The sequence below is a fragment of the Methylocystis borbori genome (genome assembly GCF_036576025.1).
GTDB classification, from domain to species: Bacteria; Pseudomonadota; Alphaproteobacteria; order Rhizobiales; family Beijerinckiaceae; genus Methylocystis; species Methylocystis borbori.
On the sequence record NZ_JAZHYN010000036.1, the window covers coordinates 18,060 to 32,492 of the forward strand.

A 14,433-nucleotide genomic window follows, 5' to 3' on the forward strand; every position below is an offset into this window, starting at 1 on the left:
TCGGCTGCGGACGCCGTTCGGGGCGTATTTCGACGAAATCGCTCGGAAAGCCGGCTCCCGCTGCGCGCGAGGAGTCGTTCGCCGGCGCTTGCGCAGGCCGCTCGTCGGCTTTGCGTTCGTCCATCGACTCGGCCTTTTCGACTTTCGTGTAAGTAAATTCAGGCTGCGATTTCGCCTGCGAATGATCTTCGCTTCGACCGAAGGTCGCCGACACCGCGTCTCCGAAATATGCCGCATCGCCTTCCGGCTTGCCGTTTGGGGATGGCGCGGGAGCGGCCGCGAATTTTTCTCTAATCTGACGCTCACGCTCTCTTTGTTCAAGAATAGCGAGACGTTGTTCGAGGAGGACAAATCTTCTCTGCAAACTTACGACCGTCACGTCGCTGAAGCGCCTTTCCTCGCGCTCGAATGACGGCCGCTCGCGTGGAGCGCCCGCCGCGGATTTTTGCTCCTGCCGGCGGCGCTCTTCTTCCCTTTGCCGATAGGCGACGAGCGTCCAATCGCTGAGACGAGGCTCGCTCATTGGGGTCATTCCTTCCATTCTGCTCGGCCAAAACCGGTGCGCGCAGAAAATGTTAACCTCTTGCCGACTTTGCGGCGAGCATAAGGCGTCGATACGGCGATATGCGCGCGGGGCGCATCGCGACGCGATCCGGCTTGCCCATCGGCGCGCGGGCGACCAATTCACCGGCCTATGCTAAAAGGCCCCGGCGGCTTTCCGAAAAGCGTCATGAAGCTGCGATAGTCGACTGTCGAAAACATCATGGCCCAAACGCTCTCCGATATTGTCGCCCCCGACGCGGTTGCGGCGGCCGTCGACGCCGCGCTGGCGGAAAACCGCGCCGATCCGACGCGACTGCTCCAGATTCTCATCGCGACTCAAGCGCGGCTGCTTTGGCTGCCCGCGCCCGCGATCACGCTGATCGCGGCGCGGCTCGGACTTTCCCGCGCCCGCGTCGAGGGGGTCGCCGGATTCTACAGCTTTCTGTATCAAAGCCCCGTCGGGCGCTATCGCGCGCTCTTTGCCGACAATATCATCGAGAATATGCAGGGCGCGCGCGCGCTCATGGCCTTGCTTTGCGAGAAGCTCGGCGTTGCGCCCGGCGCGCTTTCGCGGGGCGGCGCGGCGAGCGTCGACTACACCTCCTGCATCGGCATGAGCGATCAAGGCCCGTCGATGCTGGTCAATGGCCGGACCCTCACGGCGCTGACGCCGCAGCGGATCGAAGCGATCGCCGCGCTTATTCAGGCGGAGGAGCCGCTGGAGCGCTGGCCCGCGGAGTTTTTCGCGGTCGCCGACAATATCCGCCGCCGCGACATGCTGCTCGCCAGCCGTCTCGCGCCGGGCGAGGCGATGCGGCGCGCGATCGCCCTTGGACCGGAGGCGCTCCTTGCGGAGGTCAAAACCTCGAATTTGCGGGGGCGTGGCGGCGCTGGCTTTTCGACGGCGCAGAAATGGGCGTTTTGCCGCGCGGCCGAACCGCCCGAGGGCGGCGGGCGCGTCGTCGTCTGCAACGCCGACGAAGGCGAGCCCGGCACATTCAAGGATCGCGTGCTGCTGACGCATTACGCCGATCATGTCTTCGAGGGGATGACGCTCGCGGCCTATGCGCTGGGCGCCAGCCAAGGCTTTCTCTATCTGCGCGGCGAATATCTCTATTTGCGCGCGCATCTCGAAGATGTCCTGGCGCGCCGGCGCCGCGAGGGTCTGCTTGGCTGCGGCATCCTCGGCGCGGACGGATTCGATTTCGACATCGACATTCATCTTGGCGCGGGCGCCTATGTCTGCGGCGAGGAGACGGCGCTGATCGAATCGCTTGAAGGCAAGCGCGGCACGCCGCGCATCCGTCCGCCATTTCCGGTCACGCGCGGCTATCTCGGCCAGCCCACCGCGGTCAATAATGTCGAGACGCTCGCGCTCGTCACGCTCATCGCCGCGCATGGCGGCGACGCCTTCGCCAAGATCGGCACGCCGCAATCGACCGGAACGAAGCTCCTCTCGATCTCGGGCGATTGCGCCGCGCCCGGCGTCTATGAATTTCCTTTTGGCGCGACGATCGCCGAGGTTCTGGAAAGCTGCGGCGCGCGCGACGTTCAGGCCGCGCAGCTTGGCGGCGCGGCGGGCGTCACGCTGGCGCCGGCGGAATTTTCGCGCCGCATCGCTTTCGAAGACGCGCCGACGGCGGGCGCGCTGATGATCTTCGACAACAGCCGCGACATGTTCGAGGTCGCGCATAATTTCGCGCATTTCTTCGCGCATGAGAGCTGCGGCTTCTGCACGCCCTGCCGCGTCGGCACGGCCTTGCTGAAAGACAGTCTCGACAAGCTCGGCGCGGGCCGCGGCGCGCTTCCGGATCTTGCCGAAATCGACCGGCTCGACCGCGTGCTGCAACGAACCAGTCATTGCGGGCTTGGACAGGCCGCCGCCAATCCCGTGCTCGACGGGCTGAAGAAATTCCATTCAGCCTATGCGATGCGCGCGCGCCGGCCCGATTTTCAGCCGGCTTTCAGCCTCGACGAGGCGCTTGCGCCCGCGCGCGCGCTCACCGGCCGGGACGACGCCTTCGCGCATTTCGCGGAGGGAGAAGAATGAGCGCCTTCTTTCTTCTCGACGGAGAAGCCATTCCTTTCGAGGAGGGCGACAGCGTTCTCGCCGCCGCGCGCAGGGCCGGCCATTATATTCCGCATCTGTGCTGGGACGCGCGCTTTCCGCCGCATGGCAGTTGCAAATTGTGCGTCGTCGAGATCGGCGGGCGTCATGTGTCGGCCTGCGCGACGCCGGCGCGCGAGGGCCTCGAGGTAAAGAACAATATCGGGGAAATCCGCGACACGCGCCGCGAATTGCTGATCATGCTTTTCGCCGAGGGCAATCATTTCTGCCCCGGCTGCGAGAAAAGCGGCAATTGCCAGCTTCAGGCGCTCGCCTATGATCTCGAGGCGATGACGCCGCAACATAATTACTTCTATCCCGACAGGCCTGTCGACGCCTCTCATCCCGACCTGCTGCTCGATTTCAACCGCTGCATCTTCTGCGAACTGTGCGTGCGCGCGAGCCGGGACATTGACGGCAAGGAAATTTTTTCGCTGAGCGAGCGGGGCGTGAATAAGCGTCTCGTGGTCAATTCGGAGTCGGGTCGCCTCGGGGATACGACAATGGATATTGGCGATCTCGCCGCCAATATCTGTCCAGTCGGCGTCATTCTGCACAAGCGCATAGGCTTCGCGGTGCCCATCGGCGAGCGCATTTATGACGGCGAGCCGATCAGCGAGCTCGACATTGCGGCGGCGACTTGCGCGCTGGACGATGGAAAAGCCGGAGGCGGCGCATGAGCGACCGGATCAAACTGCGCGTCGCCACCGTGTCGCTCGCCGGCTGCTTCGGCTGTCACACGTCTTTTCTCGACATTGACGAGCGCCTGTTCGAGCTGATCGAGCATGTCGACTTTGACCGTTCGCCGCTCACCGACATCAAGCATTGCGGCCCCTGCGACATCGGACTTGTCGAAGGCGGCGTCTGCAACGCCGAAAACGTTCATGTGCTGCGCGAGTTCCGCAAGAACTGCAAAACGCTTGTCGCCCTTGGCGCCTGCGCCATCAATGGCGGGCTGCCCGCGCAACGCAACCACCTTAACGTGCAGGACATTCTTCGCGACGTCTATCATGGCGGCTGCTCGCTCGATCGGGCGCGCGCCGGCGTGCCGAACGACCCGGAGTTGCCCTTGCTGCTCGAAAAGGTTCACCCCATTCGCGAAATCGTCGAAGTCGATTACTTCTTGCAGGGCTGCCCGCCGTCGGGCGACGCCATATGGGATTTCCTGAGCGATCTCATCGCCGGGCGCGTCCCGCATCTTCCTTACGGCCTTCGGCATTTCGACTAGAGCGCACAGCGAAAAAGTGAAATCGGCTTGTCGCGTAAAGCGCGCTCTACAGTTTTGGAATCGATCGCGTTATCCGCATTTGGGCGATCGCGCCCAAATGCGGCGTGATCTGGAGCGCGAGCCATGACGTCCGATCTCGAAACCGCGGCCCAACCGGAAAAGCTTCGACGCATCGCGATCGATCCCATTTCGCGCGTCGAAGGCCATGGCAAGGTGACGCTGCTCCTGGACGACGCCGGAGAGGTGCGGCAGGCGCGGCTGCATATTGTCGAATTTCGCGGATTCGAAAAATTCATCGAGGGGCGCCCCTATTGGGAAGCGCCCGTGATGGTGCAGCGTCTGTGCGGCATCTGCCCGGTCTCGCATCAGATCGCGGCGGCGAAGGCGCTGGATGTCGTCGTCGGCGCGACGCCGCCGCCCGCCCCGGCGCAGAAGATGCGACGGCTGATGCATTATGGGCAGATCCTGCAGTCGCATGCGCTGCATTTCTTCATGCTGGCGTCGCCCGATCTTCTCTTCGGCTTCGATTCCGACGTCGCCAAACGCAATATCGTCGCCGTGGCGGAGGCCTATCCCGACGTCGCGCGACAGGGCGTCGCCTTGCGAAAATGGGGGCAGGAGGCGATCCGCGTCACGTCCGGCAAGCGCGTGCACGGCACGGGCGCGATCCCCGGCGGCATCAACAAATTGCTGACCCATGCGGAGCGCGACCTGCTCCTTGCCGACGCCGACCAGATGGTCCGATGGGCGCTGGACGCCGTCGAACTGGCGCGTCGGCTGGTCGAAGCGGACCGCAAACGCTTCGAGGCGTTCGGCGCCTTTCGGTCGAGCCTGATGTCGATCGTTGGCGTCGACGGCGCGCTCGAACTTTACGACGGAACGCTGCGCGTGCGCGACGCCAATGGCGCCCTCGTCGTCGATGGCGTCAAGGACCGCGACTATCGCGACCTCATAGTCGAAGAGGTGAAGCCCTGGTCCTATATGAAATTTCCCTATCTGATATCGGGCGGTCCGGATGCGGGCTGGTATAAGGTCGGGCCGCTCGCGCGCGTGCAGAATTGCGATTTCATCGCGACGCCGCTCGCGGAAGAAAAGCGTCGCGAGCTCGTTCGCGCTTCGGGCGGCAAGATCTGTCACGCGCCGCTCGCCTATCACTGGACGCGCATGATCGAGATGCTGCATGCGGCGGAATTGATCCGCGACCTTCTCGATGATCCTGATCTTCTCTCCGGCGAGCGCGTCGGCGGCGACGGCGTAAGGGGGCGGAGCGGCGTCGGCGTCATCGAGGCCCCGCGCGGCACGCTGATCCATCATTACGAAGTCGGCGAAGACGATCTCATTTCCATGTGCAACCTCATCGTCAGCACGACGCATAACAATCAGGCAATGAATACGGCGGTGCGGGAAGTCGCGCGGCGCTACATCAGCGGCCAGAAACTCAGCGAAGGCCTGCTCAACCATATTGAGGTCGTCGTGCGCGCCTTCGACCCCTGTCTCTCTTGCGCGACGCATGCGCTCGGCAAAATGCCGCTGATCGTCGAGCTTGTCGGCGCCGACGGCGCTTCTCTCGACCGAATGGTCCGCAACGGATGAGCGGCGCGACGCGCCCGCGCTGGCTCATTTTCGGGGTCGGCAATCCGAGCCGCGGAGACGATGCGCTTGGGCCGATGCTGGTCGAGAAGGTCGACGCCTGGCGGCAAACGCATGAGCCGCCTGTCGATCTGACGCTGCTCACCGATTTTCAATGGCAAATCGAACATGCGCTCGATCTTCGCGACATTGACGTCGCGCTGTTTGTCGACGCCAGCCGGGCGGATGGGGAGCCGGTAAGCATCAGCAGGCTCGCGCCGCGATTTGACGCGACCCACAGCACCCATGCGCTCTCGCCGGCTTGCGTGCTCGCCGTGGCGGAAAAGATTGGGCTCAAGGCGCCGCAAGCCTGGATCGTCGCCGTCGCGGGCGAAGATTTCGGGCTCGGCGCCCCGCTCAGCGATCTCGCTCGGCGCGCCTTCGACAGCGCCTATGATCGCCTGCTCGGCGCCGTGATCGCGGGCGACGTCACAGCGACATAGGATCGCTTCGAATTTCATTCGTCAGAGCAAGTTCTTAAAAAAGTTGACGGACTTTTTCGATCAGAACTTGCTCCAGCTTTTCGTTTGGCGCGATTTCTTATCGATCGGACGATTCCGTCTGATCGGAAAGCGCGCAAGCACATGGCGCGTGAAGCTTCTTGCCATCCGCTACCCCGCCTCGCGCCATTGTTTCCTAGCCTTGGCCCCGAACCTGCATGCACGCGCGGACGGTCCAGATGTCGCGTCGCCTTTCGCACAAGAAGGACGGGGCGCGGCGCCGGCTTACGCAGAAAGCGCGCGGCATGACGGACAAAGAGGAATGGGTCGTCTGGAACGGCTCGTTGGGCGTCCTCGATATGGCGACGATCGGCCGTATCGAGGAGGGCGCGGACGGCCGGCGCGCTTATCTCGCGCCGCCATACGGCGTTGTCGGGCCGTTCAGTCTCGATGAACTCGAAACGCGGGGACGGATCGCCTTTGGCGAATGTCTCGTCATGTCGCGCCAGAGATGGCAGGAGGATCAGGTCGAACTGCGCATCGAGGCGCGCGAAAAACGCCGCGCCTTCCTCGCCCGGCTCGAATTCGGCGACGATCGCGAATATCGCGAGGCGTTGAACTTGCCGATGGAGGGCGCGCTGGAGCCGTCGGAGATCAACGCCGCCTTTCGGCGCCTCGCCAAGACCGCGCATCCCGACGCAGGCGGCAGCGACGAACATTATCGTCGCATCGCGGAGGCGCGCGACGCGCTGCTCGAGCAATTCGCCGGCGCCTCATAGCTTGGGCGACGAGCGTTTACGCGAGCGCCGTCGCGACTCATCGAGTCGCGACGGCGCTCCGATTTTTTTTTAAAGAGGCGCTTTCTCCCAAGCCGAAACGGCGCCCGCAACGGCGCCGTTCATGATCGAACGTCCCGCCGAAAACCCTCGACTACCCTCTCCAATTGTCGCTGTTCGCTTGCCGAATATTCTCGCTATCGAGCGTGACCACATTCGATGTCGCAAAAAACTGACAACCGACCGACGCCCAGCGAATAGTTGCTGAAAATAGGCGGAAATAAGGCGAGTTGGAAGATTTCCATTTAACAACATCATTGTTTGACTGTGCAAATTTCTCACAGCTTAGTTTTCGCCATGTTCATTCACGCGCAGGAAGAATTTCCGTAGCGCGTAAAACTGCGGGCGGTTCCTATGAGCGATGTAAAATCCCCAATCTCCCTACGCATGTTTCGGCAGTCTTTGCCGGCGCGCCGCACGACCGAGCGCGTCTCGGTAAAGGCGCTGGGCGTCGCCGCCGCGCTGGCGTCGAGCGTCAGCGCCTCCGCATTGGCGCAATCGGCGTCGACGACTCTGCCGCCGGTGAAAGTGGACGCGCCTCAGGAGAAGCCGCGCGTCGTCGCGCCGGCGAAACCGAAGCCCGTCATGGCTCATGCGCGTCCCGCGCGGCATGCGCCGAGCCATGGGACGACAGGCGCGCGCGGCGGCGCGCCGAGCATGGCCTCCTCCGGCGGGCAGGGCGGCGCCGGCGGCGTTCCGGCGATCGTGACGGCCGCCAACGCCAATCCTTACGCCGATCCCGTCGCGCCCTATAAGGTCGACCGTCTCGCGTCCAATAAATTCACGCAGCCGATTCTCAACACGCCGCGCACAATCACCGTGCTCTCCAAGGAAGTGCTCGACGATAAAAACGCCTTCACCTTAAGGGAAATCGGCCGCAGCACGGCGGGCGTGACGCTCGGGACGGGCGAAGGCGGCAACGCCTTCGGCGATCGTTTCTTCATCCGCGGCTTCGACGCGCGCAACGACATCTTCGTCGACGGCATCCGCGATCCGGGCGTCAATGTCCGCGAGAACTTCTACACCGAACAGGTGGAAATCCTGCGCGGGCCGGGATCGAGCTTCGCGGGCCGCGGCACGGCGGGCGGCGCGATCAATATCGTCACCAAGCAGGCGCGCGATCGCGACTTCGTGGATTTCGACGCGATCGGCGGCTTCTCCGACCATATGAAGCGCCTGACGCTGGACGTGAACAAGGCGATCAGCCCGATCCTCGCCGTTCGCGTCAACGGCCTGTATCATGACTCCAACGTCGCGGGACGCAGCTTCGTCACCGATTATCGCGACGGCGTCGCGGGTTCGGTCGTCTTCAAGCCGCTCGACAATCTGACGCTGACCGCTCAATACACCCATGTCTATCAGAACGGCCTGCCGGACTTCGGCGTGCCCTATAACCGCATCCGCAACCGGCCCTATCCGGAAGGCGTGACGCAGCGCGACACCTGGTATGGTCTGATCAACCGCGACTTCCAGGTCTATAAGCAGGACTTCGGCACCTTCACCGCGCAATATCGCGCCAATGAAGATATCACGCTTACGAGCCGCTTTCGGCAGGAGCGCGCGGTCATCGACTATGTCGGCTCGCTGGCGCAATCGGGCGCGGGCTATCTTCCCCGGACGCTCATTCCCGCAAGCGTTTCGATCGGCGGCCAAAGCCGCTATCAAGTGACGAATGTGCTCGACAGCCAGACCGAAGCGAATGTGAAATTCATCACCGGCCCGGTCAGCCACGAAGCGGTCATAGGCGTCGAGTTCGCGCGCGAAGGCGTGACGCGCACCAATTATTCGGGACTGACATCGGAATCCAACGGAGTGAACGTCTTCTCCGGGAACAATGTGACGTGCAGTCTCTATCTGCCCTGCACCTATCTGCCCTTCAACAACAAGCCCTACATCAATCCCAATCTGAACAATCTGAACCGCATCGCAGTCGACACCAAGTCCGGTTATCTGATCGAGACGGCGAATTATGAGAATATCGTCATCGCCAACGGCGGCGTGCGTTACGACGATTATAACATCACCAGCCGCACCCAGACCTATTCGACCTTCGCTTCGAGTCATTCCGGCATGACCAACTACAATCTCGGCTTGGTGCTGAAGCCGTTGCCGGAAGCCAGCGTCTATGCGGCCTATGCGACCTCCAGCAATCCGGTCGGCGCGGAGCTCGACGGTTCAGCCGCGAACTATGGCGGTCTGAACACGGCGGCGCAGATTTTTCCGCCGCAATATAATAGAGCCAAGGAAATCGGCTTGAAATGGGAGCTTTTCGACCGGCATCTGCTGGCGACGGCCGCCCTTTTCAGAACCGATGTGAGCGGCGCGCGCGAGGTGAACTCGGGCGTAACGACGGCCAACGCGTCTTATTACGTCCAGGGCGTCGACCTCGAAATCGCCGGCAACATCACCGACAAATGGAGCGCGATCGGCGGCCTTGTGCTCATGGAGTCGAAAGTCAAAAGCTCCTATGTGCTGACCAATGTGGGCTTGCAGCTCGCCAATATCGCCCATGAATCCTTCAGCATGCTGTCGAAATATAAATTCGGCGATCTCATTGGCCTTCCCGCCGACTGGCTTGAAATCGGCGGCCAGGCGATCTATCGCTCGAAAGTCTATGGCGGCAATAACCTGATCGCCAACGGGGCCGTCAACGTCAACTCGCTCGGTTTGCCGACCGCGAACAATGTTGTCTTGAACGTGCCGACGGTCCTGCCGTCCTACTGGCGCTTCGACATTTTCGCGGAGTCCAAGGTCGGAGAGCATGTGACGATGAAGTTCTCGGTCAATAACCTCTTCAACCGGACCTTCTACGACGCCTTCTATCAGACGGCGAACCCCTTTGTGCAGATGGCGCCCGGCCGCTCGGTCTATCTCGAGGCCAAGGTGCATTTCTAAAACGTTTTCCGCCGGAGCGGGCGCCGTTTCGGCGGAAAATGCGTTAAGTTAAAAAGATCGGAGCGCGTTTGCGGGTTATCGGCTCGCGAACGCGCTCTAACAATGCGAGGACGGATGCTGGTTCACGTTCGCCAAGCCATCGGCAAGGAAGAGGTCGCCGCCTTTCGCGGCGCGGCGGCGCGCGCGCCCTGGGAGGACGGGGCCTCCACCGCCGGGGCGAACGCCGGGCTGAAGCGCAACCGCCAACTTGCGCCCGACTCGAAGCTCTCGCGCGAACTTGGCGCGCGCCTTCTATCGTCGCTGCTCGGCAATACGGTTTTCGTCTCGGCCGCGATTCCGCAACGCATCTATCCGCCCCTGTTCAACCGCTATGACGCCGACGATTATTTCGAGCCGCATGTCGATAACGCCATACGCGGCGACGCCGTGAGCGGCGAGCGCATTCGCGTCGATCTCGCGGCGACGCTCTTTCTCTCGGAGCCCGACGAATATGACGGCGGCGAATTGATCGTCGAGGACATCTATGGCTCGCGCCAGTTCAAGCCGCCGGCCGGCGATCTCATTCTTTATTCCGCCGGCAGCCTGCATATGGTGACGCCCGTCACGCGCGGAACGCGATTCGCCTCGTTCTTCTGGCTGCAAAGCATGATACACGCCGACGAGGCGCGCAGCCTCGTCTGCGATCTCGACGCCGCGATCCAGGAGCTTGCGCCGCGCATTGGCGGCGACGACCCCGATATGCGCAAGCTCGCGGTCGTCTATCACAATCTGGTGCGCTATTGGGGAGAGGCGTAAGCCCTATGCTGATTTGCGCGCCCGAAGTTCTCTCGAAGCAGGAGGTCGCCTATTTTCGGGCGGTCATGGCGAAGGCGGAATGGGAGGACGGCTGCGCGACGGCCGGCGCCCAATCGGCGCTGGTGAAGAACAATCTGCAATTGCCGCAAGGGGGAGAGGCCGCGCGCGAACTCGGCGAACGCGTGCTGGAGGCATTGGCGAATTCCCCCATGTTCATTTCGGCGGCCTTGCCGCAGAAAATCTTTCCGCCGCTTTTCAATCGCTATGGCGTCGGACATGGTTTCGGCCTGCATGTCGACAACGCCATTCGCGGCGTTCCCGGCACGCCGGTCCGCATCCGTACGGATCTCTCCTGCACTTTGTTCCTCTCCGAGGCCGACGAATATGACGGCGGCGAATTGGTGATCGAGGATCGCGTCGGCGAGCAGGAGGTGAAGCTCGCCGCCGGCGATCTGGTGCTTTATCCCTCGACCAGCCTGCATCTCGTTCGCGAAGTGACGCGGGGCGAACGCATCGCCTCCTTCTTCTGGCTGCAGAGCATGATTCGCGACAATGTCGCGCGCGCCTTGCTCTTCGATCTCGATCAGGCGATTCAATCGCTCACCGAAAGGCTCGGCGCGGGCGATCCGGCCTGCGTCAAATTATCCGGCGTCTATCACAATCTCGTCCGCGGCTGGGCCGAGACGTAAGTCGATTGGGCGCTCTTGCGGCGCACACGGGCCGCTCCGCGCGTGCTTGAACGCGAGCTTCCCGGCGGCGGCCAGCTCAGCGCTCGTGAAGAAAGCAAAGACCGAATCAAAATCGACGGCCGCGCCTGTCCAACGCTCTCGTCCGCTTTCGGGGACGCCCTATCTGCCATTGCAAGGACGCTCAGGCGTAACGTCTGAACGAGAGCAGGGCGTCAGAAAATGGCCAAAACATATGATGACGGCAGCAAGTCGACCGCTGCCTTGGCGTTCGGAGGAATAGGCGCTGCGTTGGGCGCGGGTCTCGGCGTCGCCACTGCAGGATTTTCCGTCGCATTTGCGAGCGCCATCCTTGGCGCGATCGGCGGGGCGATCCTCGGATATTGGCTGGATCGTCGTTGAGCCGTTCGCGCGCCAGTCGAAACGGCGCCGCTTGAGATCGCGCGGGGTCTATCTGACGACGACGCGCGTGCCTTTGCCCACGCGCTCGTAAAGATCGATCACGTCGGCGTTGAGCATGCGAATGCAGCCCGATGAGACGGCCTTGCCGACCGTGTCCGGCTCATTCGTTCCGTGAATGCGGAACATCGTGTCCTTGATCCCGTCGAAGAGGTAAAGCGCGCGGGCGCCAAGCGGATTGTCCAGGCCGCCGTCCATATGAGTCGGAAGCTCGGGACGGCGCTGGAGCATTTCCGGCGGCGGCGTCCAGCCGGGCCAGAAGGCCTTGCGGCCGATCTGCGCGACGCCTTTCCATGAGAAGCCCTGTCGGCCGACGCCGACGCTATATTCGATCGCCTCGCCATTGCCGACCGAGAGGTAGAGCTTGCGCCGGCGCGTGTCGATAGTGATGACGCCGGCGCCTTCGCCGGTCTGGTCGGAGACGTGGCGCGCCGTCGCCTGACGGCGATTGATGTCGCCATCATAATCGACAGGCGTCGAATAGGCGGGGTCTGCGTCGGGGGGCAGGCTCGCGACGCGCCTGTTCTCATTTTGCCGGGCGCGCGGACGCTCATAGGGGCGGGCATGCGGCTGGTAGTCGTCTGGTCCCGGAGCGCGCGGCGCGGCGCCGCGGCGCTGATCATAGGAGGGCGGCGGAGAAGGGGGAGGATCGAAATAGGAAAAGGGATCGCCAAAAAATTGCGCTTTTGCATCGAACGAAGCCGCGAGCAGCGCCCCGGCGGCGGCCGCGGCGAAGAAGAAAGTTCTTGAAAGCGACATGTCCGGCGACCCCGCGTTTCCTTAACCCGATTAGACCGGATTATCCCGGTGCATGCGGCCAAAAGCAAGGAAACCCGCGTTTGCGGACAAGCTCGCCAAAAGCGCGCGGCCTTTTTAATATTCGTCGAGCATGTAACAGGAAAAGTCGCGGTCGGCGAAGCCGGAACGCCAGTTCTTGAGATCGTAGCGGTAGCCCCGGGGATAGCGGGGTCCGCAGTCCCCGACGTAAACGGCGGCGGAGGGCGTCGCCTCCGGCCCGTCGAATCGATCGGCGGGGCCTCTCGCCCGCTTGCCAAACGCCGGGCTCGCGGAGGCGATCATCAAGGCGGCGGCCAGCATGATTGTCCCGATAAAACGCCGTTCATCGTCGCGTTTCATCTCCCGCCTCTTTCAGCCCGAGGCATCAGATTCATGAATAACGCGGCGCGCGGAAGAGGGGTTCCCTCGGCGCGATCCAGCGTCTCGCTCAAGACGTCGCCCCTGGTCTCGCCTCGGTCGCGCCGTGCATTAGATATTCAGGCGACGTCGTAGTGAGTAGGAGTCGTCATGCCGGAGTCCTCGCGCAGCTTCTGGAAAGGCCATCTTAGGCTTGCGCTCGTTTCGATACCCGTGCGGCTCGTTGCGGCGGAGCGAGCGGAGTCCGAGATCAGACTTCACCAGATCGACCGGGTTTCCAAGCAGCGCATTCGCTATCTCAAAGTGGCGCCGGGCAAGGGCGAGGTGAAGAAGGAAGACATCGTCTCCGCCTATGAGGTCGAGCCCGGCAATTATGTTTTCCTCGAGGAGGAAGAGCTCGACGCGCTCAGGCTCGCCTCGCGCCACACGATCGAACTCTCGCAATTCGTCGCGAGCGACGAAATCAATCCGATCTATTTCGACCGGCCCTATTTCGTGCTGCCGGACGGCGAAGCCGCGGAGGAAGGCTATCGCGTCCTGCGCGACGCCCTTTACGCCAAGCGCAGGACGGGCGTCGGTCAATTGACGCTGCGCGGGCGCGAAAATCTCGTCGCGCTCTTTGCCGACGACGAAGGGCAAGGGCTGATTCTGCAGACGCTCCGCTATGAGGCCGAATTGAAGGACGAGGCCGAAATATTCGCCGGCATCGGGCGGGAGAAGACGCGCGCCGACATGGTGCGGATGGCCGAGGAGCTGATCGACAGCCGCATGGCGGCGTTCGATCCGGGCAAATTCAAAAATCATTACGCCGCCGCCTTGCGCGAACTCGTGGACGCCAAGCTGAGCAAAGGCCTGAGCGTGCCGGTCGAGGAGGAGCAGGCTCCTGGCGCGAAGGTGCTCGATTTCATGGAGGCGTTGAAGCGTTCGGTCGGGGCTGGGGCGAAGCCTGAGCCGCCGCGCAGCGCGCCGCCGACGAAGAAGGCGGGCGCCAGGACGCCGGCGAAGGCGCCGCGTAAATCCGCAGCTAAGCGGCGCGCCTGACCCGCATGCCTTCCCAGCGACAAGGCGCCGCCGTCGATGGGCTCGAGCGCTATCGCGCCAAACGCGACTTCGCCAAGACGCCGGAGCCTCAGGGCGGCGCCGCCCATGGCGGCGCGCGGCTCGTCGTGCAGCGGCATTTCGCGCGACGCGAGCATTTCGATCTGCGGCTGGCGATGGACGGCGTCTTGAAAAGCTGGGCGGTGACGCGCGGCCCTTCCGCCAATCCCGCCGACAAGCGCCTCGCCGTGCGGACGGAGGACCATCCGCTCGATTATGGCGACTTCGAGGGGCTGATCCCGAAAGGCGAATATGGCGGCGGCACGGTCATGCTCTGGGAGGATGCGGCTTACGAGCCGTTGAACGGCGATCCTCTCGAAGCGCTCGAAAAAGGAGAAATCAAATTTCTCGCGCATGGGTCGCGCATGCGCGGGCGCTGGGCGCTCGTGCGCATGAAAACGCGCGACAAGAATGAGAACTGGTTGCTCGTCAAGGAGCGCGACGACTTCGCCGAAACGGATGATCGTCTCGTGCAGCGCTTTCCTACCAGCGTCGCCACGGGACGCACGCGCGAGGAGATCGAGCGCGGCGCGCCGGCCGCGCCCGCCGCCTCGAGTCGGCG

The 14,433-nt window shown here is 63.1% G+C and carries 13 protein-coding genes; 11 read left to right on the top strand and 2 right to left on the bottom strand.

The window, feature by feature from the left end:
- Positions 1-763 precede the first annotated feature (763 nt).
- From V3H18_RS12080 to V3H18_RS12120, 9 genes are all read left to right on the top strand, one after another.
- Positions 764-2,593: an NAD(P)H-dependent oxidoreductase subunit E gene (locus tag V3H18_RS12080; RefSeq protein ID WP_332082316.1), complete on the top strand. Its 1,830-nt coding sequence runs from the start codon at positions 764-766 to the stop codon at positions 2,591-2,593.
- Positions 2,590-3,330 (top strand): 2Fe-2S iron-sulfur cluster-binding protein, encoded by a 741-nt coding sequence (locus V3H18_RS12085; RefSeq protein WP_332082317.1) that lies wholly within the window; start codon positions 2,590-2,592, stop codon positions 3,328-3,330. Before V3H18_RS12080 ends, V3H18_RS12085 begins: the two co-directional genes overlap by 4 nt.
- Complete coding sequence (locus V3H18_RS12090) at positions 3,327-3,878, top strand: NADH-quinone oxidoreductase subunit B family protein (protein WP_332082318.1); 552 nt, start codon at positions 3,327-3,329, stop codon at positions 3,876-3,878. The genes V3H18_RS12085 and V3H18_RS12090 overlap by 4 nt, the downstream gene beginning before the upstream one ends.
- A gap of 123 nt (positions 3,879-4,001) precedes the next feature.
- Positions 4,002-5,471, top strand: coding sequence for a Ni/Fe hydrogenase subunit alpha (locus V3H18_RS12095; protein ID WP_332082319.1), 1,470 nt, complete (start codon positions 4,002-4,004; stop codon positions 5,469-5,471).
- Positions 5,468-5,950, top strand: coding sequence for a hydrogenase maturation protease (locus V3H18_RS12100; protein WP_332082320.1), 483 nt, complete (start codon positions 5,468-5,470; stop codon positions 5,948-5,950). The genes V3H18_RS12095 and V3H18_RS12100 overlap by 4 nt, the downstream gene beginning before the upstream one ends.
- A gap of 302 nt (positions 5,951-6,252) precedes the next feature.
- Entirely contained in the window at positions 6,253-6,726 is a 474-nt protein-coding gene (locus V3H18_RS12105; RefSeq protein WP_332082321.1) for a J domain-containing protein, read from the top strand.
- Positions 6,727-7,137: 411 nt separating this feature from the next.
- Positions 7,138-9,678, top strand: a complete 2,541-nt coding sequence (locus V3H18_RS12110; RefSeq protein ID WP_332082322.1) for a TonB-dependent receptor — start codon at positions 7,138-7,140, stop codon at positions 9,676-9,678.
- A gap of 114 nt (positions 9,679-9,792) precedes the next feature.
- Positions 9,793-10,473: a Fe2+-dependent dioxygenase gene (locus V3H18_RS12115; protein WP_332082323.1), complete on the top strand. Its 681-nt coding sequence runs from the start codon at positions 9,793-9,795 to the stop codon at positions 10,471-10,473.
- Positions 10,474-10,478: 5 nt separating this feature from the next.
- On the top strand, positions 10,479-11,162 hold the full coding sequence (locus tag V3H18_RS12120) for a Fe2+-dependent dioxygenase (RefSeq protein ID WP_332082325.1): 684 nt from the start codon (positions 10,479-10,481) through the stop codon (positions 11,160-11,162).
- Between the two features lie 447 nt (positions 11,163-11,609).
- On the opposite strand, the gene V3H18_RS12125 is transcribed toward V3H18_RS12120, so the two are convergent.
- Both V3H18_RS12125 and V3H18_RS12130 read right to left on the bottom strand, forming a co-directional pair.
- Complete coding sequence (locus V3H18_RS12125) at positions 11,610-12,377, bottom strand: L,D-transpeptidase (RefSeq protein ID WP_332082327.1); 768 nt, start codon at positions 12,375-12,377, stop codon at positions 11,610-11,612.
- 114 nt (positions 12,378-12,491) lie between these two features.
- Complete coding sequence (locus V3H18_RS12130; RefSeq protein ID WP_332082328.1) at positions 12,492-12,755, bottom strand: hypothetical protein; 264 nt, start codon at positions 12,753-12,755, stop codon at positions 12,492-12,494.
- A gap of 168 nt (positions 12,756-12,923) precedes the next feature.
- Here V3H18_RS12130 and ku point away from each other — a divergent pair, with 168 nt between their 5' ends.
- Both ku and V3H18_RS12140 read left to right on the top strand, forming a co-directional pair.
- Complete coding sequence (gene ku / locus V3H18_RS12135; protein ID WP_332082329.1) at positions 12,924-13,814, top strand: non-homologous end joining protein Ku; 891 nt, start codon at positions 12,924-12,926, stop codon at positions 13,812-13,814.
- A 5-nt stretch (positions 13,815-13,819) separates the two neighbouring features.
- Positions 13,820-14,433 (top strand): DNA polymerase ligase N-terminal domain-containing protein (locus tag V3H18_RS12140; protein WP_332082330.1); only part of this gene is annotated, 614 nt, incomplete at its 3' end.